The following is a 23,298-nucleotide window of genomic DNA, read 5'->3' on the forward strand; positions in this document are numbered from 1 at the left end:
TTAATTTAGCTATAAACTATATTACAATGATTACTCAAGAGGCCTTTCGCGATGAAATAGAAATTATCATCGCTAATGCAGTTCGAGAAGATGTCGGTCCGGGCGACCATAGCTCATTAGCCTGTATTCCTGAAAATGCATTTGGTAAAGCTAAGCTTTTAGTTAAGGGCAAGGGGGTGTTGGCTGGTGTGGAATTTGCACGACTAGTTTTCAAATACATCGATCCTAGATTGCGCATGACCGTTCTAATGCAGGATGGCACTACTGTAAAATTCGGCGATGTTGCCTTTGAAGTTCAAGGACCACAACAATCTATTCTTAAAGCCGAAAGAATTGTTCTCAATGCCATGCAACGAATGAGCGCAATAGCTACAAAAACAGATTATTTTGTTCAAATGCTTAAAGGAACAAGCACAAAAATATTAGATACTAGAAAAACAACACCGGGTATTCGAGCACTTGAGAAATGGGCAGTAACAATTGGAGGTGGTGTGAATCACCGTTTTGCATTATACGATGTCATTATGCTTAAAGATAACCACATTGATTTTGCAGGTGGTGTAACAGAAGCTTTAAAGCTTACTTCCGAATATATTAAACACCATCAGTTAGATTTAAAAATTATTGTTGAAGCAAGGGACTTAGATGAGATCAAAGCTATATTGCAGCATGGTGGAGCTGACCGTATTTTAATTGATAATTTCAACATTCAAGAAACTAAAGAGGCTGTTGCTTTAATTGGCGATCTTTGTCAAACAGAATCTTCTGGGGGTATTGATGAAGTTACTTTACGTCACTATGCAGAGTGTGGTGTCGATTACATATCGTCTGGTGCCCTAACGCATTCGGTTTACAACATGGACCTTAGCTTAAAGGCTGTAGAATGAGTGCGCCAATTGAACAAAAATTAGATAAAATCCCCATAATTCGCTGGGTTATTCGCCTCTTGAAGACCTTAAAATTACCAGGTTTGGAAGGGCTTACTGTCTATGATCTTTTAGAGATGTATGTTTTGGGTTTAATTAATGGTGCTGTTTCAATACGTGCCAGTGCCGTGGCCTTTAGTTTTTTTATGGCTCTTTTTCCATTTTTGCTTTTTATTATTATTCTCATCCCGTATATTCCCTTTGAAGGATTCCAATCTGATTTTTTAAATTTCTTAGACACATCTCTCCCCCCCAACACATCAGAGTTTTTTAATCAAAATATTTTTGAGAATATCAATAAAAATAGAGGAGGAGGACTTATTTCATCTGTCTTTTTGATTTCTATGTTTCTCATGTCTAATGGAGTAAATGCTGTTTTTTCTAGTTTTGAAAACTCTTACCATCAACAGCTCAATCGTAATTTTTTCAACCAATATATTTACGCTTTCGGAGTTTCCATAATATTAGTTTTCTTATTGATTATGACCATTGTGGGGGTTGGTTTTTCTGAGATATATTTGATTCACCCACTTTATAATTCGCTGGATTTAGGACAAACCTCAAGTGAATTGTTCTGGGTTGATACTTCAAAGTTTTTATTTTTTGTCGTAATGATTTATTTCACTTTTGCTGTTCTTTATTTTTTTGGCACTAAAGACGGAAAGCAATCCCGATTTTTTTCTGTAGGGGCGTTATTTACAACACTTTTAGTAATATTGAATTCTTATTTATTTGGATTCTATATCGAAAACTTTTCAAATTACAATCAACTCTATGGTTCTATTGGCGGCCTTTTGATCTTGCTTTTTTATCTCTGGCTCAATGCTATTATTCTTTTGCTCGGTTTTGAGCTCAACGCATCTTTGCAACGTTTGAAACAAAAATGCAACAACTAAGTCACAATTTTTACATTGATGTTATTTTACCGTTACCATTGGAGCGAAATTTTTCCTACGCCGTCACGCAAGCTGAATTTGAGTTTATCCAACCAGGTATTCGTGTGGCAGTCCCCTTTGGTAAAAGCAAAGTGTACACTGCTTTAGTACTCAAGTGTCATCGTAATACTCCTACCGCTTACGAGGTTAAATCTATCCACAGTATTTTGGATGAGACAGCTGTTGTGCATTCGGTTCAGTTGCGCCATTGGTTATGGATTTCAGAATACTACATGTGCACCCTAGGGGAAGTTTTGAGCGCTGCACTACCCAATGCCTTGCTGTTGCAAAGCGAGTCTGTTATTTCTGTACATCCTCATGCTAAGTTCGATGAATGTAATTTATCAGATGATCAATATTTAATTATTGAAGCACTCGAACAAGAACCAAGACTAAGGGTTGACGCGGTGCAAGCTATTTTGGGTAAAAAACAAATATTCCAAGTACTTAAACCCCTTATTGAGGCAAACATTATCACAACAAATCAAGAGCTTGTTCATAAATACAAACCCAAACTTCTTCGCAGTGTTTCGCTTGATGTTAAATTTAAAGGGGAGAAAGGCTTGGAAGAATTATTAAACCAACTTTACCGCTCAAAGAAGTTAAAGGAAATTATACTTGCATATTTTTCGTTAAGCAAAGATTCAGAGTTAGTTTCAGTTTCAGACTTAAAAAAAATGAGTAATGCATCCTCTGCTCAAATTAAATCATTAATTGATAAATTTATTTTTGAAGAACACTTTATCGAGGTTGATCGTTTAAAATTGGATGGATTTGCAATTGAAAAATCAATCACTCTAAGTCCTGAACAGACTGAAGCTTTGGCAAACATTAAAACAGTATTTGAGCATAAAGAAGCTTGCCTTTTACATGGAGTAACTTCATCAGGAAAAACAGAGATTTATGTAAAGATGATAGAAGAAGTTCTGAAAGAGGGTCAACAGGCTCTTTTTCTAGTGCCTGAAATCGCTTTAACTTCTCAATTGGTATTAAGGTTAAAGCATTATTTTGGTGATCAAATCGACGTTTATCACTCAAGATTTAGTCCAAACGAGCGTGTTGAGATTTGGAATCGTGTTTTGAAAAATTCTGAAAATTCAAGAGTCGTAATAGGTGCACGCTCTTCTTTATTTTTGCCGTTCTCCAACTTAGGTCTATTAATAGTTGATGAGGAACATGAGCCGTCTTACAAACAATTTGATCCTGCGCCTCGATACCACGCACGTGATGCGGCTATTGTATTAGCTAAGCTGCACGGCGCAAAGACAATTTTAGGCTCAGCAACGCCCAGTATTGAAAGCTATTTCAATGCAAAAAAGCATAACAAATATGGCTATGTATCTTTAACTAAGCGTTATAATGATGTAGTTCTTCCTGATATTGAATTAGTTGATTTAAAGGACAAGTACAAGCGCAAACGGATGAAAGGACATTTTAGTGATCGACTTATATCTGAAATTGAACAATCTCTTAGCGAAAGCCAACAAATCATTTTATTTCAAAACAGAAGGGGTTATGCGCCTATTCTTTCTTGTAATACATGCGGTCATACACCAGAATGCCCTAATTGTGATGTGAGTTTGACCTACCATCAACATGCCAATCAACTACGCTGTCATTATTGTAGCTATGGAACTGTAGTTAAAAACGAATGTGGTGCATGTAATAGCGTAGACTTGGATACTAAAGGTTTTGGTACCGAACAAATCCAAGAAGAAACATTAGCTCTATTTCCTGATGCTAAAGTTGCACGAATGGATTTGGATACAACTCGTGGTAAATACAGTTATGACCGTATTATTCAAAAGTTTGAACGAAAAGAAATAGATATCCTTGTGGGGACCCAAATGCTAACTAAAGGCTTGGACTTTCGAGATGTTAAATTGGTTGGCGTTCTCAATGCTGATCATCTTATAAATTTTCCAGATTTTAGAGCACACGAACGCTGTTACCAGCTTTTACAACAAGTTTCTGGACGAGCTGGCCGCACTAAAACTAGAGGTAAGGTGATTATTCAATCCTACAACCCAGACCATAATATACTACAACAAGTATCGAGTAACCAGTACGTAAAAATGTTTGAGGAGCAGACTTATCAAAGACGTATTTATAAGTACCCGCCTTATTTTCGCTTAATCAAGATAACATTAAAGCACAGAGATTATAATAGGGTTAATGAAGGTGCAACTTGGTTAGCAACAGCTCTTAGCCAAGTTTTTGGTCCTTATGTTTTAGGGCCTGAATTTCCACCTGTATCTAGGATTAGAAATTTATACCACAAAAATATACTAGTGAAAATTCCTGAAGATCAGTCTTTACAAAAGACTAAGGATGTAATACATCGGGTGAAAAATAGTTTTTTAAGCACTAAGCTTTTTCGGCCTGTACGTGTGGTAATAAATGTAGATAATTACTGATTTAGTTTGGTGATGAAGCTATTTGAAGCGCTTCTGTTAGCGATGTTTTTTTATTTCTACTCAGTGGAATTCGAGAATTCTCAATTTCAACAAACTTACTGTTGTAGCGTTCTACCTTTTTGAGGTTAATAATATAAGATTTATGAATTCTCAAAAACTTGTTGGAAGGCAGCTCACTTTCAAACGCTTTCATCGTAGATAAAATGACATAGCTTCCACTATTAGTGATTAGTTTTACGTAATCTCCTAGTGCTTCAATCCACTTTATATCTTTGGTGTAAACTTTTCTCTTTTTTAGATTACTTTTTATAAATATATGCTGTGTATCTTTATCTTTTTCGAGGTTTGTGTGCGCGCTTGACTCAAGTACCTTGTCTATGGCATTTTGAAATAGGGTTTCATTAAGAGGTTTTGCCAAAAAATCCACAACATTGTATCTGTAGGACTTAAAGGCATGGGCTGTATTTTTTGTGGTAATTATAGTTTTCGGTATTTTTCTGCCTGTTGTTTTAATCAGGTCTAAAAATTCAAAACCATTAAGATTAGGTGTATCTATTTCAAGGAAAATTAGATCAGTTTTATTTTCTTCGAGAAACTTTAGAGCGTCGGTGCATGATCCAAATTCATTAGTAAAGCGCAATGCGTCATGACTATTAATTTTTGAAATTGTATTAATGCGTTGAAGCGCATGTGGATCAATTACAATACAGTTAATTTTCATAGCAGTAAAGGTTAATTGTTGATTGGTTTATACAGCAAACTTAAATATAAAACTCGACAAAAACCAATAATCATCGTTAAAAGGTGAAGATTAAATAATAAAAAAAGGTGTTGATTAAAGTTGTTTAAACCATATTTAATAATTATTTTTGCAGCCATTTTAAAATTATAATATATGAATCATTACGAAACTGTTTTCATCTTAAATCCCGTTTTATCTGATGAACAGATAAAGGAAACAGTAAAGAAATACGAAGATTTACTCGTTTCTAAAGGAGCTAAGATGGTATCAAAAGAAGATTGGGGGCTGAAAAAATTAGCCTACCCAATCCAAAACAAAAAAAGTGGATTTTACCACTTGTTTGAATTTACTGCACCTGGTGAGGCTGTTGGTCCACTTGAAGTTGAGTTTAGACGTGACGAGCGTTTCATGCGCTACCTAACGGTCAAACTTGACAAGCACGCCATTTCATGGGCACAGAGAAGAAGAGATAAACTTAAAGAAAAAGCGTAATTATGTCTATAGAACAACAAGCAAAAGGCAAAAAAGGTGGTGAAATCAGGTATTTAACACCCCTCAACATCGAGACTAACAAGGCAAAGAAATATTGTCGTTTTAAGAAATCAGGAATCAAATACATAGATTACAAAGACCCTGATTTTCTACTGAAATTTGTCAATGAGCAAGGTAAACTTTTACCAAGACGCCTTACAGGAACATCACTTAAATACCAACGAAAAGTTGCCACTGCAGTAAAAAGAGCCAGACATTTGGCCCTTATGCCGTATGTAGCAGATTTATTGAAATAAAAACGATCATAATTATGGAACTAATATTAAAACAAGATGTAGAGGGACTAGGGTTCAAGGATGATGTTGTAACGGTTAAAAATGGTTATGGTAGAAATTTTTTAATTCCTGGTGGAAAGGCCATTCTGGCAACGACTTCAGCAAAAAAAGTACTAGCTGAAAACTTGAAACAACGTGCTTTTAAAGATAAGAAAATCATTGAAGATGCTCAGAAAATCGCTGAATCTTTAAAAGCTTTAGAGGTGAAAATTTCAGCAAAAGTAGGTTCTGGAGATAAGTTATTTGGCTCTGTCAACAACAGTAATGTATCGCAAGCTTTAGAAACTGCAGGCCACGCAATAGACAAGAAATTTATTTCTGTTACAGGTGGAAATGTAAAGCGCCTTGGCAAATATGAAGCCAAAGTTCGTTTACATCGCGATGTACATGTAGAACTACCTTTTGAAATTGTAGCTGAAAAAGCGTAAACCAATTTAAGTTTAAAATTTGAAAGGTCTGTTTTATCAACAGGCCTTTTTTGTTAATCAAATTTCAAATGAAATACAGAAGACTATCTAAAGAACAATTTGAGGAACTTCATCTAGAGTTTATTAATTTTTTGGCTACACAGTCCATCACGGCAGAAGAATGGAAAAAGATAAAAGCCGAGCAGCCAAAAGTTGCTGAGGAGGAAATGGATATTTTTAGCGATCTTGTTTGGGAGGGTGTTTTAGGAAAAGTTAAATACTTAGAGAATATAGCGCCTCAACACCTTTATTTATTTCAAATCAAAGCAAGTACAATTGCATTGATTGGTTTGAAAATAAATTCACCATCTGTAGATTTAACAACTAGAGAAGGATTCTCATGGTTACGTGAACATTTGATGGATGATTCGGTTGAGCTTTTTGATGCTGAAAAAGAAATAGAAGGAGAAAAAAATAAAAATATTTTTGAATTGATTGAAAAAGGTGCTTTGATCACCAAAGGAGAATTGTTTAAGTATTTTAATCAACTCATTGGATAGCATTTTAAAAAATTAGATATTTGTTAAATATCAAAACAAATGGCAACAAAACCAAGAATAGCAAAGGGAACTAGAGATTTTAATTCGCAGCAGATTGCTCAACGCGAATACATCTTTAGCACCATAAAGTCAAACTTTAAGGCCTTTGGTTTTGCACCCATAGAAACCCCAAGTTTTGAATTGTCTGAAACCCTTTTGGGTAAATATGGGGATGAAGGTGACCGTCTAATTTTTAAGATTTTAAATTCTGGCGATAAGGTTAAAAAAGCCGATTTAAAAGCATTAGAAGAAGGACAATTAGCACGTTTTTCAAATTCGCTTTCTGAAAAAGCATTACGTTATGATTTGACAGTGCCTTTTGCGCGCTATGTTGCACAATATCAAAACGACATCACTTTTCCTTTTAAGCGTTATCAAATTCAACCCGTTTGGCGTGCCGATCGACCACAAAAAGGACGTTTTCAAGAATTTTACCAATGCGATGCAGATGCTGTAGGTTCAGACTCACTTTGGCAAGAAGTAGAATTTATTCAACTTTATGATGCCGTCTTTACGGATCTAAAATTAGAAGGTGTTACGATTAAAATTAATAATAGAAAAATTTTGGCTGCCATTGCAGAACGTATTGGTGCACAAGATAAACTCATTGATTTTACGGTCGCATTGGATAAGTTAGATAAAATTGGCGCAGAAAAGGTTAAAGAAGAAATGCTTCTCAAAGGCATACCGTCTGAAGGGATACAAACTTTAGAGCCCTTGTTTAATATGGTGGGTAATTTTGATTCTCAACTGAACGCTTTAAAACTAATATTAGGATCTTCTGAAGTTGGTACTGAAGGCATTTCAGAACTCGAATTTATTTCAAATACAATCAATAGTTTAGGACTGAAGACAGCAACTCTTAAGTTAGATGTGACCTTAGCACGTGGACTCAACTATTATACTGGCGCTATTTTTGAAGTTTCTGCACCAGCTGGTGTAGCTATGGGCTCAATTGGCGGCGGCGGTCGTTATGATGACTTAACCAGTATTTTTGGTCTTAAAGGAGTTAGTGGGGTGGGAATTAGCTTTGGCTTGGATAGAATCGCTATGGTTTTAGAAGAATTAAACCTATTTCCTGAAAACAGTAATCAGGCTGTTCAGGTTTTGTTTGCTAATTTTGGTAGTGATGAAAGTTTATATAGCTACAAAGCTATTCAATCTTTGCGTTCAAATGGCATTATTGCTGAATTGTATCCTGAAGCCTCAAAATTGAAAAAACAAATCACATATGCCAACAAACGCAATATTCCATTTGTTGTTTTGGTAGGGGATGAAGAGATGTTTTCTAAAAGATTTACGGTAAAAGATATGAAATCGGGTTCCCAGGAATCTTTAAATTTTCAGGAACTTTTAGCTTGTCTAAAAACAAACACTCAATAAGGTATTATTCTATTGCATTATAAAAAGATTTAAGCTCTTTTTCTAATTTTTTTATTTTTATTTCCAATTCTAGTATATGGTTTTTTAAACAAGCAATATCCTTGGCTATTTTATTTGTTGTACTATTGTCAACTTCAATATTGTTTAGCATTTCTCCCAGTCCTGTAAGGAGCCATTTGTAATCAATTTCGGGACATGCATCACATATTTTTTTAGCTAAGTTAGGGGATATTCCGTTTCTCCCGCTTTTTATCTGGTAAAAAACGGTACCATTACTAAAGCCAAGTTCCTTTGCAAATGTGTTTGTTTTCTTACGCAAATAAAATAATACATCCTGAATTCTATCGTAGTCACTGATCATTCTAAAACTAATATTTTAAATATTTTTGCATTAAAATGTATTATTTTGAATTAAAATGTTATAATTTTATATTATAATATATTGCAAAAACATAAATCCAAATTACTAAGAATTTTATGAATTTGCAAAAAATAATGTTTGATGAACTATGAAAAAATAAAAAGTTTGTTGTATTCTAATGGAACAAAATTAATCCTAATTGGATTTATAAATTTAGTTTTATTGATTATAACATCAATACACTGTCTTATCTCTCATTCAAATGAAAAATTACCTTATTCTTATTTCGTTTGGATAGTTATTACTTTAATAATTTTGGCTCTTGGTGGAATACTAATTTGTCTCTCGACCTTAAAAGTTAATAATCAGGACGAATAGAATTAATTTGAATTGAAGCTATGATTCATTTCACTATAAGCTAAATTTTGAAATTAAAGCTTAAGAACCGCTTTGAGTTCCATTTTTTTTGTCAAGCAGAGCATTGATTTCAAATTTAATTTGTTGGATCAACTTGTAGTTGCTATTATTTTGTTCGCCTGCAACAAGCCAACAAATAGAATATTGGGGATAGCGGTTTTTTATTTTTTCGAGAATAATGTGTGATATTCCACTTTCCTTGCGAAGAATAGTAGAAATTGTATTGTTGCCAACACCTATTTCTTTCTCAAATCTGGATATAGAAATGTCTTGCTCATTTATAATAATTCGTAATCTCTTAAATATATCCACTTAACACTCTAATTCTAGCAATTTATATTTAATATTTATTCTTTTTTGAGAAATTATTTAATTATAAGTGAGAAATATATTATAATTCTATTGTTTTTTTCAATTATTTACACAAACTATTATAGTTTTACATTTTATTATTCAAGTAATGACCTATATTAATAATCCAGTTAAAGCGTTTAGTATCTATACCAACCATTCATTAAGTGATAAAGAGTTTACTACAATTAAGATTTTTTGTGAGGCTTATCTCACTAAGTTTGTTGGGACCTACGACCTATTTTGCAAAATCAATTCATTTGTTAACTACAAGAATGCAGCTAAAGACAATTATTTTGCACCAGACAGTCAATTATTGGATTTAGAACTGCTACTTAACATGGGTGGAGTAACGAGTCCTGAGCATATCTCAATCTTTGAAGAAATTGCATTTGATTTACTAGATTTACCTGGATTTGCTCGTGTGCGCGCACAAACAATTCATGCGGCTTGGATTAAAAAATCTCTAGAGATGTATGCTGATCAAAATTCTTAAATTTTTGGGTGGACTCAAGATTAAAAAGCATGCTGAAAGTTTTTTTTATTAATTCTAATAGCTTAATTACATTATTTACTCCAATTTATTAATTAGCATTACAAATAAAAAAAACCCTTGTAAATCAAGGGTTTGAAAGTAGCGTGGGGGAGATTTGAACTCCCGACCTCCGGGTTATGAATCCGACGCTCTAACCAACTGAGCTACCACGCCATAAATGATGGCTGCAAATATAGAAACAAAATAGTGGGGTATCAAAAAAATACTCTGTAAAAAATATTTTTTTTTCTTTTAAAACTAACAAATTAATGTATATATTGGAAATCTAATTATACAACCATGAGTGCCAAAGTAAAATTCGAAATTGAATTTCCTATACAAGCTTCACCGCAATTACTATACAATTATATTTCAACCCCATCTGGACTTTCAGAATGGTTTGCCGATAATGTAAACTCAAGAGGCGAGTTGTTTACCTTTATTTGGGACGACTCTGAAGAACAAGCCAAGCTCATTACAAAAAAAAGCCCTGAACGAATCAAGTTCAAATGGCTTGAAAATGATGATGAAAGCTGTTATTTTGAGCTTCGTATACAAGTTGATGGCATAACTAAAGACGTTTCCTTGATCGTTACTGATTTTTCTGACGATGATGAGGAAGAGGAAGCCAAAATGCTTTGGGAAAATCAAATTTCTAGCTTAAAGCAGGTTTTGGGGTCACGTTAAGCAAAAGCTTATTTTAGCGTATATTTGCATTTCTATTTTTGAATGTTTATGGTCAATATCAACGGAACACTCTATCAAGATTTTGAAGCTAATATACCCACCAACAACAGGGGACTTGCCTATGGTGACTCTGTTTTTGAAACTATCAAATTTAACAACAATAAGCCTGTTTTTTGGGAGGCTCATTATTTTAGATTAATGGCCTCAATGCGCATATTGCGCATGGAGATTCCAATGCATTTTACGCCAGAGTTTTTGGAAAATGAAATAGTAAATTTGGTTCAATCGTTTCCTAACAACGCTATTTCCTATAGGGTCAAAATCACTGTTTACAGAGATTCAGATGGCTTTTACACACCAGCATCCAACAATGTTTCATATATTATTTCGGCACAAGAACTTAGTTCTGATCTCTATGAAATAAACAAAGGACATTATGAAATTGAACTTTTTAAGGATTATTTAATCTCACCAAATCTGCTATCGACATTGAAAACAAATAACAAAGCGGTGAATGTAGTCGGTAGTATTTTTGCCAAAGAAAATAATTACAATAATTGTTTGTTACTTAACACCGATAAAAGCATTATAGAAGCTCTTAATGGTAATATTTTTCTAATTAAAGGGAATACTGTGAAAACACCACCATTGGTAGATGGATGTTTAAAGGGAATTGTGCGTGAAAAATTGATTGAAATTATCACTAAATCTCCAGATTTTGAATTAAGTGAATCGTCTATTTCACCTTTTGAACTCCAAAAGGCTGATGAGTTATTTATTACAAACGTAATTCAGGGAATAGTACCCATTACAAAATTCAGAAAAAAAGAATTTAGCGCTGATATCTGTTCAAAACTCTTGGTTCTATTAAATACAAAACTTCGTCTGGATTAGTTATGCGATGGGTGTTCGGGTGCATTAGACCAAATACTGTATTCTCCGCCAAGGGCTAACATTTTATTTTTCCAAAAGGCAGTATCTACAACTTTGATAATATTATTACGGTGTGTATTTTCAGAAAGAATCCATGTATTTCCTTTCAATTCTGAATTCAATTGATTAGCCTCCCAACCAGAGTATCCTAAGAAAAATCGAATATCATTCTCATTTATTTTTTCTTCGGCAACAAGCTTTGAAACCTGTTCAAAGTTACCACTCCAGAATAATCCTTCTGAAATCTCTATGCTTTCAGGGATTAGTTCAGCAACTTTATGTATAAAGTATAGATTATCTTGCTGTACAGGCCCACCATTGTAAATAGGAAGATTAGATTCAATTTCTGGAATCAGGTCTCCAAGACAGTAGTCTAGGGGTTTATTAAGGATAAAACCAATAGACCCTTCATTATTATGATCTGCCAAAAGTATAATAGATCTATTAAAGGAAATATCTCCGATAATAGAGGGTTCAGCGATTAATATTTTACCTTTCTTAATGCTCACAATGGAGTAAAAACTTGTGTTATCACAAATAAATGTACCAATTAAATTTTATTTACCAACACAAAACGACTATTTTTTATACCATTTTCGCCTCTGTATCAAATGAAAAACCATTTAAAAAAGATTTCACATCCATTTGTTTTTTCCCCGGAAATTTAAATGATGTTAGATTAATAAAACCATCTCTAGTAGCTACTTTTATTGAAGATTTGTCAATAACAACTTTACCAATTTCAAGTTGATGCGTAGTTTTTTCAAATTGAACTTCATAAAGTTTTAAGTTAATTAGGTCATTTCCGTTCTGTAACAATGTCCAAGCGCTGGGGTAGGGGTTTAGTCCGCGTACATGGTTTATTATTTGGCACCCACTTTTAGACCAATCTATCTTACAATTTTCCTTATTTAGTTTATGTGCTGTTTTTAGCTTTGAAACGGCTTTTTGTTTTGTGGTTTCAATTTGATTATCTCCTATGGCATTTAAAGTTCTGAGCGTCAATAACAGCCCTTCTTTCATTAGCTTGTCGTGAAGCGTCCCCGCGTTATCCGCAGCTGATATACTTATTTTGCTTTGAAAAATTAGTGCCCCTGTGTCAATTTTTTCGTCAATAAAAAAGGTGCTAACTCCTGTCTCTTTTTCTCCATTGATGATCGCCCAATTTATCGGCGCTGCTCCTCTATATTGAGGCAGTAAGGAGGCGTGTAGATTAAAAGTTCCTTTTTTCGGCATTTGCCAAACTACCTTTGGCAACATCCTGAATGCAACCACAACTTGTACATCTGCTTCAATATTTTGAAGTTGTTGTAAAAACTCCCGGTCCTTTAAATTTTCAGGCTGAAACACTTTCAATTGATGTTTATTGGCATAAACTTTTACCGCCGATTGTTTAATTTTTTGTCCACGTCCAGCTGGGCGATCAGGGGCTGTAACTACGCCTACTATGTTATATTCTTTTTGAACTAATCCATCAAGAATATGAACCGCAAATGCCGGAGTACCCATAAAAACGATGCGTAATTTTCCTTTGCTTATGGACATTTTATTTGAAATTCATTTATTTGCGATTGTTGGATTTGTTCCACTTCAAGTAAATGCCTCAAAATCGCTATTACTTCATTTGATGAAATTGATAAATTAGACACTAATTCTCTAGAGGTCATAGGCTTAACTTTAAGAGCTTCTAAAATCAAATCTACATTATCTTTTTCAAAATTATTGTGCGAACGGCCTTTATTTTCTCTGCACACATTGCATGTTCCACATGGCATTGACTCAGGTTCATCAAAATATGTTAACAGCTGCTGACTTTTACATACCGAATTGTTTTCAATGTAGTGAATTACGGCTTTAATTTTTTTAAGTTTATTCTTGTTTTGGGTCGACACCACTTTTGAAATGCGGTTTATAGCCCTGTCGTCCTCGCGGGGTTGAATAAAAGTGATCTGTGCATCACTGTTTCCGCATTTGAACCTTACAATCTCTTTAGCATCTAGGGCATTTAGGTTTTCTATAATCTCATCTTCATTGAGATGCAATGTCTTTGCAACTTTTCCGATATCGATGTTTGTTTCTTGAGAGTTAACCCCTTCGTAAGTTCGTAGAATACTTGTGACTATAAGCCTTAACTTATCATTGTGTTCGAACGATTTCTGCAGTGTATTATGGTTTACCAAAAAGAAAATTGTAGCCTTCTTTTTGAAATATTCTTCGAAAACAATCAGTCCATGACGTTCCAAAACTTTTAAACTATTGTATGTTTTTCGTTTAGCTAATCCATATAATGTACAAAACGCATCAAAATTAAATCCGTGTTTTTCTTCGCTCAGTTCTCCATAGGGTATCTGAAAATATGCACACAGTTTTTTATATATTAACTTTATATAAGGAACATCAACAATTTGGTCTATCCGCCATTTCTTAGTGTTCTGAATATCATTTGTTCCGATTAAAAGAACGGCCTCAGCTTTGTCCTGATTCCGACCTGCTCTTCCTGCTTCTTGAAAATAATGCTCTAAACTCTCAGGTATGTCAGTATGAACCACTAAAGATACATTAGCTTTGTCGATACCCATTCCAAAGGCATTTGTTGCCACTATCACATTAGTTTTATCAGAAATCCACTGATTGTATTGATGTTCTTTTTCTTTGTTGCTAAGACCTCCGTGGTAATATCCACTAGAAATGCCATTTAAGTTGAGCATTTGTGCCAGTTGTTGTGTTGCCCGTCTACTAGAAGTATACACAATAGCACTTTGTTTATTAGTCTTCAAAAGTGCTTTTATTTTAAAGTTTTTATCTTCAAAAATCATTGTTTTGTAGCTCAAATTTTTTCTAAAAAATGAACCCTTAAAGAGTTTTGATTGTTTGAGTGCTAGTTGTTCATCTATATCAAAGATTACTTTTTTTGTAGCAGTCGCAGTAAGAGCTAGAATAGTTGCTTTTGGACACAAACCACGAATATCTTTTATTGATCTATACGCGGGTCTAAAATCATGACCCCATTGACTGATGCAATGGGCTTCGTCTACTGCAATCAAATGCACATCCATTGATTTGATTCGTTCCTGAACAAGCGCATTTTGAAGCCTCTCGGGCGATAGGTACAAAAATTTATAATCTCCATAAATACAATTGTCTAGAATACGCTCTAGATCACCTAACTGATCTAGGTTGGTTAAAGCTGTCGCTTTTATGCCCTTGGCATTTAATCCTTTTACTTGATCTTGCATAAGTGCGATAAGAGGCGAAATTACAATACATATTCCTTTTTTAATAAGTGCAGGAATTTGAAAACAGATAGATTTGCCTCCCGCAGTCGGTAACAAGGCTATACAGTCCTGTTGGTCCAAAACAGCCTCAATAATTTCTAATTGATGTGGCCTGAATTCGGAGAATTTCCAATAACGTTTCAATATTTGATGTGGTAAACTCATACGCTACTAAAGCGAATTTAGAATAAACTCTATGCGGTCTTCTACAGCACCTGGTGCAACTTCAATTAAATTATATCCAAACCTATGGTACCATTTTTCAAGATATTCATGAATTATCATTAATTGTTCAAAGGATTCATAGCGTTCATTGTCTGTTTTATGTATTTTTTTCCATGGAGGAAGAATAAAAACTTCGTCGTATTTGTGGTTTTCACATGCAGCTATAAATGGTTTACCAAAATCAGTCTTGATGTAGTCAAGATATGCGACAATATCGGGAAGTCCACGGTCAAAAAATACAACATCTTCGTCTAGTGCTTCAGACTCAAAAAACTGTTTTTTGCGTTTATCTAATAATTGCTGACTAAACCATATGGGGTCCTCTAGAAATAATTGCTTAACACCATTTTTTTGGGCATCAATCGTAATTTGTCGAGAAATTTCCTCCATACATTGATGTCCGCGTGCTTTCAGCGCTTCGATCAAGGTAGTTTTACCCGTTGCAGGACCTCCAATAAGAACGATTTTTTTTGGTTTCAATCTGTTAAGTCTTAATTGTGTAAAATTCGTGATTTAAAAGTTAAATAAAAAATATGAGTTCGTGTATATTTGCACAACAACTTAATTAACAATGCAAGGCTCAACTAATTCTGAAGAATTTTACAGCAAGCTCAAGGCACAACTTTATGAAACTTCATCTTGGCCGACAGCTTATCTTTTCAAATTTATTGTTACTTCGGAACAACATAAAATCGATAAAATTGAATCAATTTTTGACAATATGGGTGCAGTGATTACAAGCACACCGTCCAAAAAGGGAACTTATATGAGTATTTCTATTAATGTAGTGATGCAAAGTCCTGAAACAGTAATAGGAAAGTATCAGCTGGTTGCTAGCCAAGTAGAGGGTGTAATTTCATTGTAATCCTTTTCTTATATATTTAATTTTTTTTGTTTAATTTTTGTACTTTGCAAATCATTAAAATCTAAACTCAGCGCATGACAGCTTTACCAGACCAACTCGAATATAATACCGAACGTGAACACTTGATTATCCCAGAATATGGAAGACATATTCAAAAAATGATCAACCATGCCATGGCCCAAGATTCCAAAGAGGAACGTAACAGATTGGCAAAGGCTATTATTTCTGTTATGGGCAACATGCAACCCCACTTGCGTGATGTAGCAGATTTCCAGCATAAACTTTGGGACCAACTTTTCATTATGTCTGGGTTTAAGCTAGATGCCGATTCACCCTTTGAAAAGCCTTCTGAAGAGATTTTAAATGCAACTCCAGAGCCACTCCATTACCCTCAAAACTATCCTAAATACCGTTTTTATGGGAATAATATAAAAACAATGATTGACGTTGCCTCATCGTGGGATACAGGTGAAATGAAAAACGCTTTGATTATTACTATTGCTAATCATATGAAAAAATCGTTTTTGAACTGGAATAAAGATACTGTTGAAGATAGCGTAATTCTAAATCATCTTTTTGAACTCTCCAATGGACAAATCGATATCAGAAATACGGAAGAAAAATTAGCCGATTCAGCTATCTTAATAAAAATGCAGCGCAAGAACAATAATTATAAAAAATCAAATAAAGCCAAAAAAAATAACCGTAATCGAAAGCGTTATTAACAGAGATTAATTTTTTTCGAGTACCAATTCAAAATCTTATCATTTGAAGTCATTTAGAATAGAAGGAGGACAGCAATTAAAGGGTTCTATACAACCGCAGGGAGCCAAAAATGAAGCATTACAAATCTTGTGTGCGGTTTTGTTGACCCCAGAAAAGGTTACCATTCATAATATTCCAAATATCATTGATGTTAATAAATTGATTCATTTGTTGCAGAAGTTAGGGGTTGTTGTAGAAAAATTATCTGAGAATAGTTATACTTTTCAAGCCGATTCGATTAACCTAGATTATCTTGAGTCAGCAGAATTTAAAGTTGATGGAGCAGGACTAAGAGGTTCTATAATGATTGTTGGGCCAATGCTCTCTCGCTTTGGAAAAGGGTATATCCCCAAACCCGGAGGGGATAAGATTGGGCGAAGGCGATTGGATACACATTTTGAAGGATTTATAAAGCTTGGTGCGGCGTTTAGATACAACAAAGAAGATCATTTTTACGGAGTTGAATCCGATCAACTTCAAGGGACATACATGCTGTTAGATGAAGCTTCGGTAACTGGAACAGCTAATATCGTAATGGCTGCTGTTTTAGCAAATGGTACGACAACAATTTATAATGCCGCATGCGAACCCTATCTTCAGCAGCTTTGTAAAATGCTAAATAGAATGGGTGCCAAAATAAGCGGAATAGGTTCTAATTTATTGACTATTGAAGGGGTAGATTCGTTGGCAGGAACAGAACACACCATGCTTCCTGACATGATAGAAATTGGCAGTTGGATTGGTTTAGCAGCTATGACTAGAAGTGAGTTAACAATTAAGAACGTAAGCTGGGATGATTTAGGAGTAATTCCTAATGTTTTTAGAAAACTAGGGATAACAATCGAACGTAAAAATGATGATATTTTTATTCCAGCTCACAAAGATGGTTATGAAGTTCAAAATTATATAGACGGATCTATTCTAACCATTTCTGATGCTCCATGGCCTGGGTTTACACCTGATCTTTTGAGTATTATTTTAGTCGTCGCTACACAAGCTCGCGGTAGTGTGCTTATTCATCAGAAAATGTTTGAAAGTCGATTATTTTTTGTGGATAAACTCATCGATATGGGCGCTAAAGTTATTTTATGTGATCCACACAGAGCTTCTGTAATTGGCCATGATTTTAAATCAACACTAAAAGCAACGACAATGACCTCACCAGATATCAGAGCTGGGGTCTCACTACTGATTGCTGCCTTATCTGCCAAAGGCACTTCTACAATTCACAATATTGAACAAATCGACCGAGGTTACCAAAATATTGACGAACGACTAAAAGCTATTGGTGCAAAAATCGAACGCATCGAAACATAGCCTCGAGCTTATCTGTTCAATGCTTTTTTGTAGGTTACTAAACAACGTTCTCGAGCAAATTTATGATCGACTATAGGTTTAGGATAGGAAAATTCTTGATATTCAGGAACCCATTTTTTGATGTAAAGATGATCTTTATCAAATTTAGTGATTTGTGTTGTAGGGTTAAATATTCTAAAATAGGGTGCTGCATCAACTCCACAACCCGCTACCCATTGCCAGTTACTCACATTGCTGGATAGCTCAAAATCATGTAACTTTTCAGCAAAGTAAGCTTCACCCCATCGCCAATCAATGAGTAAGTGTTTACATAAAAAACTACCAACAAGCATGCGAACCCTGTTGTGCATAAATCCTGTTTGATTCAATTCGCGCATTCCAGCATCAACTAGCGGATAACCTGTTTTACCCTGGCACCACATTTGAAACTCTTCTTTATTGTTACGCCATTTTATTGCTTCGTATTGCGGCTTAAAACTTTTTGCGATTGTATGGGGAAAGTGCCATAAGATTTGCATAAAAAACTCGCGCCAAATAAGCTCTTTTAAAAATGTAATATTTTGACTTTTTCTCGATTTTTTCACAATACTTCTAATACTTACCGTTCCAAAGCGCAAATGGGGACCTAGTCGGGATGTTCCATCTACTGAGGGTGTATTTCTTTTCTCTTCGTATGCATCTATCAATTCATCTTCAATTTTGTACGGTACAATTTTTCTTTTTGATGAAACAAAGCCCATATCTTTCTTATCTACCCATTGACGTACTTCTAATTTTGCCGCATTGTCTAAAAATTCCTCAGACGGATAAGCTTGTGTTTGCTTATCGTCGAATAAGCTCAACCATTTCTTTGAATAGGGAGTATAAACTTTATAGGGTAAACCGTCATCTTTTGTGACTTCATTCTTTTCAAAAATAACTTGGTCTTTGTATGATGTAAATGTGATTTTTTGATCATTTAACAGTGCTTCAATTTCCGCATCTCTTTTAATGGCATAAGGCTCGTAGTCGTGATTGGTATACACCGCCTTGATGTTGTGTTGTTTTATTATTGAAGTAAATACTTCCTTTGGGCTTGCATAAAATGTATGAATTGCTGTCCGATGTTTACTAAGCGCAATATTTAGGTCTTTTAGTCGATGGTATATAAAATCAACACGGGCATCATCCTTTGGTAAACAATCTAAAATTTCAGGGTCAAATATGAATATAAGAAGAACACTCTCGTGCTGTTTTAGCGCTTGATATAAGCCATGAACATCATTAAGTCTTAGATCTCTTCTATACCAAAAAATTGCTGTAGGACTCATGATTTGAATGGGCCAAAGAGCTCAATAAGTTTTTTTTGCCTATACTCGAAGATCTCTTTTAATTTTGGTTTTACAAGTATGGGGTGTGCCAATTGTCCAAGAATTCCAAAAGGAAGTTTGTAGTCCACTATGTCTTCCATTTCAACACCCCCTTTTATTGGTTTAATAAAATGCTTATGATGCCATAGTGCATAGGGACCAAAACGTTGCTCGTCTACAAAGTATGATTTGTCCTGAACATGGGTTATTTCTGTGACCCATTTTGTTTTGATACCCAATACAGGAGTTACAATATATTGAATTATTTGCCCAGGATACATCTCTCGATCTGCACCTGATAAAATATGAAATCCCATATAATCAGGAGTTATTGTCTTTAAGTTTTCTGGGCTTGATAAAAATGCCCAAGCTTCATCCAAAGATATTGGAAGATTTTGTTTTGTATGTAAAGTGTATAATTTCATTTAGTTATAGAGTACAATGTAGGCATTGAGTGAAGTGGCCACTATTAGCCAAATAAAATAAGGCAGTATAAAAAACCGGTTGTTTTTTAGACTGGCCTTAAAAGCAACTAGGAAATAAAATACAAGAATCGTGAGTATAATTATATTGATTAGTCCAAGCGTTGTGAGCTGTTGGTTGAAAAATATATAATTCCAAGAGACATTTAGTATAAATTGTATAATGTAAAGCTTAAGAACTTTATTGAGGTTTTCGTTTTGAACAAGAAAGGTCATAAATACGGAAAAAAAAATCATTACGCAGGTCCATGCAGCTCCGAAAATCCAACCTGCAGGAGTCCATGGCGCTTGATTTAGAGATGTATACCAAAGCGTTTCAGGTCCATTAGCCATGAGTATTGTACCAAGACCAAGAGCGCCAAAGTTTAGCGCTAAGAATACAATAAGAACACCTGTAAATTTCATTTAATGCGTTAATTCGTCAAGTTGGTCCAATACTTTTTGTGCCTCGGCATATTTAGCATCACTTGCCGATCTGTCTATAGACGACAAGTCATGCCATTCAGCCATAAGTTTTTTGTAGCGGTCTTGCAACTTTTCAGTTTCAGTTTTTCGTTTAAATAATCCAAACATATCTATTTAATTAGTTTCGTGATTTTGCTACTCATAGGTTTTGTCATTGAATAGAAATAATCTATGTATTCACCATTGGGTCCAACAATATATTTTTGAAAGTTCCATTTAACAGAAGTATTGTTTTTACCATTCAATTTCTTGTCAGTTAACCAATTGTACAATTGGTGTTTGTCTTTGCCTTTTACAATTATTTTTTCGGTCATTAGAAAAGATACCCCATAATTTTTTTTGCAAAAGTTTTCTATCTGAGTTGAGTCTCCTGGCTCTTGTTGTCCGAATTGATTACAAGGGACTCCGATCACCATCAGTCTTTCTTTGTACGTGTTGTAAAGTTTTTCAAGTCCTGCGTATTGATTGGTAAACCCACACTCAGAAGCGACATTAACAAACAGAATGTACTTTCCTTTGTAATCGTTGAGGTTTATTGGAGTCCCATCAAGAGCATTAATATTGATATCGTATATGTTCATGGGTTTACTGTTTTGTGCATTTGTGTTATTTGAACTGATAAAAAATAATATTAAAGTAAAAAGTTTTGAGTGGGTCATGTTAAGCCTTTAATGAAACAATTCCACAATCGAGTTTAAAGACTTGACCAGATACTGATTTTGACACATCTGAAATCAAATATTCAGCCATTGCAGCAACTTCGTTCGGATCTAAAAATTTCTTTAGTGGGTGTCTCTGTATCGTATTTTCGATCATGCGTTCATTGCGCAGTAGCTTTGCAGCTAGATCTGTCTGGGTGATTGTTGGTGCAATAGCATTAACCCTGACTTTGGGTGCCAAGTCAGCTGCAACAGACTTCATAAGACCCTCTACAGCAGATTTTGCAGTAGAAACACTCGCATGGAAAGGCATACCCATAGCCGTAGCAACCGTACTAAAAAGTACAATTGATCCATTTTCTGATTGAACAAGTGCTGATTCATAAGCCTGTATGCTCCTTACAGCACCAATGACATTAATTTCAAAATCTGTTCTGAAGTCATCCAAACTGAGTCTTTTAAACGGCTTTAGATTTATACTTCCAGGACAATATATAAGGCCATCAGCACGCTCAATAGCTGGAAGTTCATCACTCAAAACATCACAATTGTAATGGGTTAAATTCTGGTGTTCAATATGGGGTTTCGATCTACTTAGATTGATAATTAGGTAGTTTGTAATAAGCTTTTTAACAATTGCTTCTCCAATTCCTTTGCTTCCGCCAACAATAATGATAGTTTTCATGACGTTAGTGGCCTTCCTTTTAATCGCTTTTCAATTTTTTGTTTGACAACCGTGAGGTCCTTCATTAGATCCATCAATTTCTGATCTTTATTGGTCTTGTAAATTTCATTAATGCCTAAAATTAACGACTTAACCTCTCTGGACGCTTCAATTCGTTCACTCGTGTTTTTAAATTTTAAACTCTTGTTTAAAAATTCCTCTCCTTGTTTTATCGTACTCATTATTATGATTTTATATAATTATTTAGTTCTGCTATTTTGGCTGAGCTGTTAAACGCTCCGCTGTAATAAGCAGTAACAGTAGCTGAGGATTCGTCTTTAATCCCTCTAGATGAAACACACAAGTGTTTGGCATCAATGATTACAGCAACGTCATCAGTTCCTAATATTTTTTTTAGTTCTTCACCAATCTGATTTGTCAAGCGTTCCTGAACTTGTGGACGCTTTGCATAATATTGCACAATTCTGTTCAGTTTGGATAAGCCAATAACTTTTCCAGATGAAATGTATGCCACATGGGCCTTGCCAATAATTGGAACAAAATGATGTTCGCAGTTGGAATAAAATGTAATATTCTTTTCAACCAACATCTGATTGTATTGATATTTGTTGTCAAACAATGCTATCTCTGGCTTGTTTTTAGGGTTTAAGCCTGAAAAAATCTCATCAATATACATTTTGGCCACTCGATCTGGTGTACCTCTAAGAGAGTCATCTTCTAAATCTAGCCCCATCACATTCATTATCTCTTCAAATAGAATTGAAATTTTTTTCTTTTTATCTTCATCACTTAATAAAAAAGCATCTTTTTTTATTGGCGTTTCTAATCCAGTATATAGGTGATCATCTCCAATTGCGTAATGGGAAAACCCATTTAGTGAATTTGTTTCTGTGGAGTTAGTGTTCATGTCTTCAGCGTTTTGAAATTTTATTATTTGAAATTGTTCTTTGTCTACTGCATTTGAATCGACCCGATTCAAAAGAGCGGAGCATCTGATGTTTTGTTTTTCTGCCTTGGACTCTAGCCCGCCAAAGCCTAAAACTTTTGGGTTTCATTTGGCTACGCATGAGTTCAATCACTTGTTGTTCTGTTAAGTTAAATTGAAATTTAATTGAGTCAAAAGTTGTACGGTCCTCCCAAGCCATTTCAATAATTCTATCGATATCAATTGCTGTTAGTTTCATTAATAAGGAAGTGTATATTGTTGATCAAACTCGATTTTTTCGTTCATTAAACTTTTAAAAAAGGATTTGTTTTCTTTAAACATTTTGGAATTTTTAAAATGAATAAATTTTCCTTGTGCGTGTATGCTAGTGAAGTTTGTTTTATAAAAAACAAGTTGGTAAAATGGTATTGCCCAAGTGTAGTTTTTTAAACCCTTTGTAATGTGAATTAGAACGCCTCTTTTTCTTAGTTCAATATTAGCATAATTGATGTCAGAGGTGGTGTTGGTAATATGGTCTAAATTTGGACTTAATTTTTCTACAATCATCCGTTTTGAACCCACACCACCACGTCTTATAGCATCCCAAAGACTGTAAGATTCACCAACAAACTGATCGATGATTGGCTTATGCTCTTTGTTGTAATATGTTGTATCTAGAACCAAAATGTATAAGTTTGTTTAATCAAACTTAATTAATGTTGTAACATTACTAGTTACAATTAAAAAAACATTAACATTTTTAGTT

At 34.5% G+C, this 23,298-nt stretch carries 31 protein-coding genes and 1 tRNA gene; 14 read left to right on the forward strand and 18 right to left on the reverse strand.

What is annotated here, in order from left to right:
• The first annotated feature begins 26 nt into the window (after positions 1 to 26).
• From nadC to priA, 3 genes are read left to right on the forward strand one after another with little or no spacing between them, the layout of a single operon-like run.
• Positions 27 to 887, forward strand: coding sequence for a carboxylating nicotinate-nucleotide diphosphorylase (gene nadC, locus FORMA_RS08315; RefSeq protein ID WP_069675226.1), 861 nt, complete (start codon positions 27 to 29; stop codon positions 885 to 887).
• A complete protein-coding gene (locus FORMA_RS08320) occupies positions 884 to 1,822 on the forward strand; it encodes a YihY/virulence factor BrkB family protein (protein WP_069675227.1) in 939 nt (312 codons plus the stop codon). The genes nadC and FORMA_RS08320 overlap by 4 nt, the downstream gene beginning before the upstream one ends.
• Positions 1,810 to 4,278 (forward strand): replication restart helicase PriA, encoded by a 2,469-nt coding sequence (gene priA / locus FORMA_RS08325; protein WP_069675228.1) that lies wholly within the window; start codon positions 1,810 to 1,812, stop codon positions 4,276 to 4,278. The genes FORMA_RS08320 and priA overlap by 13 nt, the downstream gene beginning before the upstream one ends.
• Position 4,279: 1 nt before the next feature.
• Here priA and FORMA_RS08330 read toward each other — a convergent pair whose 3' ends face one another.
• The gene (locus tag FORMA_RS08330) at positions 4,280 to 4,999 is read right to left on the reverse strand and encodes a LytR/AlgR family response regulator transcription factor (RefSeq protein ID WP_069675229.1); all 720 of its coding nucleotides are present in this window, start codon (positions 4,997 to 4,999) and stop codon (positions 4,280 to 4,282) included.
• Between the two features lie 174 nt (positions 5,000 to 5,173).
• On the opposite strand from FORMA_RS08330, the gene rpsF reads away from it, so the two are divergent.
• The 5 genes from rpsF (at position 5,174) to hisS (ending at position 8,236) form a co-directional block, all read left to right on the forward strand.
• Positions 5,174 to 5,512 (forward strand): 30S ribosomal protein S6, encoded by a 339-nt coding sequence (rpsF, locus tag FORMA_RS08335; RefSeq protein ID WP_069675230.1) that lies wholly within the window; start codon positions 5,174 to 5,176, stop codon positions 5,510 to 5,512.
• A 2-nt stretch (positions 5,513 to 5,514) separates the two neighbouring features.
• Positions 5,515 to 5,808, forward strand: a complete 294-nt coding sequence (gene rpsR / locus FORMA_RS08340) for a 30S ribosomal protein S18 (protein ID WP_197500757.1) — start codon at positions 5,515 to 5,517, stop codon at positions 5,806 to 5,808.
• Between the two features lie 14 nt (positions 5,809 to 5,822).
• Positions 5,823 to 6,275 (forward strand): 50S ribosomal protein L9, encoded by a 453-nt coding sequence (rplI, locus tag FORMA_RS08345; RefSeq protein WP_069675232.1) that lies wholly within the window; start codon positions 5,823 to 5,825, stop codon positions 6,273 to 6,275.
• 68 nt (positions 6,276 to 6,343) lie between these two features.
• Positions 6,344 to 6,814 carry a DUF6495 family protein gene (locus tag FORMA_RS08350; RefSeq protein WP_069675233.1) on the forward strand — a complete coding sequence of 157 codons (471 nt, stop codon included), beginning with the start codon at positions 6,344 to 6,346 and terminating at the stop codon, positions 6,812 to 6,814.
• Positions 6,815 to 6,853: 39 nt separating this feature from the next.
• On the forward strand, positions 6,854 to 8,236 hold the full coding sequence (gene hisS, locus FORMA_RS08355) for a histidine--tRNA ligase (protein WP_069675234.1): 1,383 nt from the start codon (positions 6,854 to 6,856) through the stop codon (positions 8,234 to 8,236).
• A gap of 4 nt (positions 8,237 to 8,240) precedes the next feature.
• On the opposite strand, the gene FORMA_RS08360 is transcribed toward hisS, so the two are convergent.
• Together FORMA_RS08360 and FORMA_RS08365 are read right to left on the reverse strand one after the other, a co-directional pair.
• Complete coding sequence (locus FORMA_RS08360; protein WP_069675235.1) at positions 8,241 to 8,597, reverse strand: helix-turn-helix domain-containing protein; 357 nt, start codon at positions 8,595 to 8,597, stop codon at positions 8,241 to 8,243.
• A 438-nt stretch (positions 8,598 to 9,035) separates the two neighbouring features.
• The gene (locus tag FORMA_RS08365; RefSeq protein WP_069675236.1) at positions 9,036 to 9,326 is read right to left on the reverse strand and encodes a hypothetical protein; all 291 of its coding nucleotides are present in this window, start codon (positions 9,324 to 9,326) and stop codon (positions 9,036 to 9,038) included.
• 148 nt (positions 9,327 to 9,474) lie between these two features.
• On the opposite strand from FORMA_RS08365, the gene FORMA_RS08370 reads away from it, so the two are divergent.
• Positions 9,475 to 9,861 (forward strand): hypothetical protein, encoded by a 387-nt coding sequence (locus FORMA_RS08370; RefSeq protein ID WP_069675237.1) that lies wholly within the window; start codon positions 9,475 to 9,477, stop codon positions 9,859 to 9,861.
• 139 nt (positions 9,862 to 10,000) lie between these two features.
• On the opposite strand, the gene FORMA_RS08375 is transcribed toward FORMA_RS08370, so the two are convergent.
• Positions 10,001 to 10,074: transfer RNA gene (locus FORMA_RS08375), tRNA-Met, on the reverse strand.
• 126 nt (positions 10,075 to 10,200) lie between these two features.
• Here FORMA_RS08375 and FORMA_RS08380 point away from each other — a divergent pair.
• Together FORMA_RS08380 and FORMA_RS08385 are read left to right on the forward strand one after the other, a co-directional pair.
• Complete coding sequence (locus FORMA_RS08380; RefSeq protein ID WP_069675238.1) at positions 10,201 to 10,587, forward strand: START-like domain-containing protein; 387 nt, start codon at positions 10,201 to 10,203, stop codon at positions 10,585 to 10,587.
• A gap of 48 nt (positions 10,588 to 10,635) precedes the next feature.
• Entirely contained in the window at positions 10,636 to 11,481 is an 846-nt protein-coding gene (locus FORMA_RS08385; protein WP_069675494.1) for an aminotransferase class IV, read from the forward strand.
• Here FORMA_RS08385 and FORMA_RS08390 read toward each other — a convergent pair.
• The 4 genes from FORMA_RS08390 to FORMA_RS08405 form a co-directional block, all read right to left on the reverse strand.
• Positions 11,478 to 12,032 (reverse strand): YqgE/AlgH family protein, encoded by a 555-nt coding sequence (locus FORMA_RS08390; RefSeq protein WP_069675239.1) that lies wholly within the window; start codon positions 12,030 to 12,032, stop codon positions 11,478 to 11,480. The two genes, FORMA_RS08385 and FORMA_RS08390, sit on opposite strands and share 4 nt — an antisense overlap.
• Before the next feature lie 73 nt (positions 12,033 to 12,105).
• Positions 12,106 to 13,065 carry a methionyl-tRNA formyltransferase gene (gene fmt / locus FORMA_RS08395; RefSeq protein ID WP_069675240.1) on the reverse strand — a complete coding sequence of 320 codons (960 nt, stop codon included), beginning with the start codon at positions 13,063 to 13,065 and terminating at the stop codon, positions 12,106 to 12,108.
• Positions 13,056 to 14,960 carry a RecQ family ATP-dependent DNA helicase gene (locus FORMA_RS08400; protein ID WP_069675241.1) on the reverse strand — a complete coding sequence of 635 codons (1,905 nt, stop codon included), beginning with the start codon at positions 14,958 to 14,960 and terminating at the stop codon, positions 13,056 to 13,058. The genes fmt and FORMA_RS08400 overlap by 10 nt, the downstream gene beginning before the upstream one ends.
• Positions 14,961 to 14,966: 6 nt before the next feature.
• Positions 14,967 to 15,500 (reverse strand): AAA family ATPase, encoded by a 534-nt coding sequence (locus FORMA_RS08405; protein WP_069675242.1) that lies wholly within the window; start codon positions 15,498 to 15,500, stop codon positions 14,967 to 14,969.
• Positions 15,501 to 15,591: 91 nt separating this feature from the next.
• On the opposite strand from FORMA_RS08405, the gene FORMA_RS08410 reads away from it, so the two are divergent.
• From FORMA_RS08410 to murA, 3 genes are all read left to right on the forward strand, one after another.
• Positions 15,592 to 15,885, forward strand: coding sequence for a DUF493 family protein (locus FORMA_RS08410; RefSeq protein WP_069675243.1), 294 nt, complete (start codon positions 15,592 to 15,594; stop codon positions 15,883 to 15,885).
• Positions 15,886 to 15,959: 74 nt separating this feature from the next.
• Positions 15,960 to 16,610 carry a DUF4290 domain-containing protein gene (locus FORMA_RS08415; protein WP_069675244.1) on the forward strand — a complete coding sequence of 217 codons (651 nt, stop codon included), beginning with the start codon at positions 15,960 to 15,962 and terminating at the stop codon, positions 16,608 to 16,610.
• Between the two features lie 43 nt (positions 16,611 to 16,653).
• Positions 16,654 to 17,967, forward strand: a complete 1,314-nt coding sequence (gene murA, locus FORMA_RS08420) for a UDP-N-acetylglucosamine 1-carboxyvinyltransferase (RefSeq protein WP_069675245.1) — start codon at positions 16,654 to 16,656, stop codon at positions 17,965 to 17,967.
• 8 nt (positions 17,968 to 17,975) lie between these two features.
• Here the strand turns inward: murA and FORMA_RS08425 are convergent, their stop codons facing one another.
• The 10 genes from FORMA_RS08425 to FORMA_RS08465 all read right to left on the reverse strand — a co-directional run bounded on the left by FORMA_RS08425 (position 17,976) and on the right by FORMA_RS08465 (position 23,216).
• Positions 17,976 to 19,280: a cryptochrome/photolyase family protein gene (locus FORMA_RS08425; protein ID WP_442856326.1), complete on the reverse strand. Its 1,305-nt coding sequence runs from the start codon at positions 19,278 to 19,280 to the stop codon at positions 17,976 to 17,978.
• Entirely contained in the window at positions 19,274 to 19,741 is a 468-nt protein-coding gene (locus FORMA_RS08430; RefSeq protein WP_069675247.1) for an SRPBCC family protein, read from the reverse strand. The genes FORMA_RS08425 and FORMA_RS08430 overlap by 7 nt, the downstream gene beginning before the upstream one ends.
• Positions 19,742 to 20,203: a TspO/MBR family protein gene (locus tag FORMA_RS08435; protein ID WP_069675248.1), complete on the reverse strand. Its 462-nt coding sequence runs from the start codon at positions 20,201 to 20,203 to the stop codon at positions 19,742 to 19,744.
• Positions 20,204 to 20,371 (reverse strand): Lacal_2735 family protein, encoded by a 168-nt coding sequence (locus tag FORMA_RS09305; protein ID WP_157506060.1) that lies wholly within the window; start codon positions 20,369 to 20,371, stop codon positions 20,204 to 20,206.
• 2 nt (positions 20,372 to 20,373) lie between these two features.
• Positions 20,374 to 20,844 carry a glutathione peroxidase gene (locus tag FORMA_RS08440; RefSeq protein WP_231924986.1) on the reverse strand — a complete coding sequence of 157 codons (471 nt, stop codon included), beginning with the start codon at positions 20,842 to 20,844 and terminating at the stop codon, positions 20,374 to 20,376.
• 79 nt (positions 20,845 to 20,923) lie between these two features.
• Complete coding sequence (locus tag FORMA_RS08445; protein WP_069675250.1) at positions 20,924 to 21,607, reverse strand: SDR family NAD(P)-dependent oxidoreductase; 684 nt, start codon at positions 21,605 to 21,607, stop codon at positions 20,924 to 20,926.
• Positions 21,604 to 21,828: a hypothetical protein gene (locus tag FORMA_RS08450; protein ID WP_069675251.1), complete on the reverse strand. Its 225-nt coding sequence runs from the start codon at positions 21,826 to 21,828 to the stop codon at positions 21,604 to 21,606. Before FORMA_RS08450 ends, FORMA_RS08445 begins: the two co-directional genes overlap by 4 nt.
• Before the next feature lie 2 nt (positions 21,829 to 21,830).
• Positions 21,831 to 22,514: a GTP cyclohydrolase I FolE gene (folE, locus tag FORMA_RS08455; RefSeq protein WP_069675252.1), complete on the reverse strand. Its 684-nt coding sequence runs from the start codon at positions 22,512 to 22,514 to the stop codon at positions 21,831 to 21,833.
• A gap of 4 nt (positions 22,515 to 22,518) precedes the next feature.
• Positions 22,519 to 22,791: a TIGR03643 family protein gene (locus tag FORMA_RS08460; RefSeq protein ID WP_069675253.1), complete on the reverse strand. Its 273-nt coding sequence runs from the start codon at positions 22,789 to 22,791 to the stop codon at positions 22,519 to 22,521.
• Positions 22,791 to 23,216 carry a hypothetical protein gene (locus FORMA_RS08465; RefSeq protein ID WP_069675254.1) on the reverse strand — a complete coding sequence of 142 codons (426 nt, stop codon included), beginning with the start codon at positions 23,214 to 23,216 and terminating at the stop codon, positions 22,791 to 22,793. The genes FORMA_RS08460 and FORMA_RS08465 overlap by 1 nt, the downstream gene beginning before the upstream one ends.
• Positions 23,217 to 23,298: the final 82 nt, after the last annotated feature.

Origin of the sequence: Formosa sp. Hel3_A1_48, assembly GCF_001735715.1 — a bacterium.
Classification (GTDB): Bacteria; Bacteroidota; Bacteroidia; order Flavobacteriales; family Flavobacteriaceae; genus UBA3537.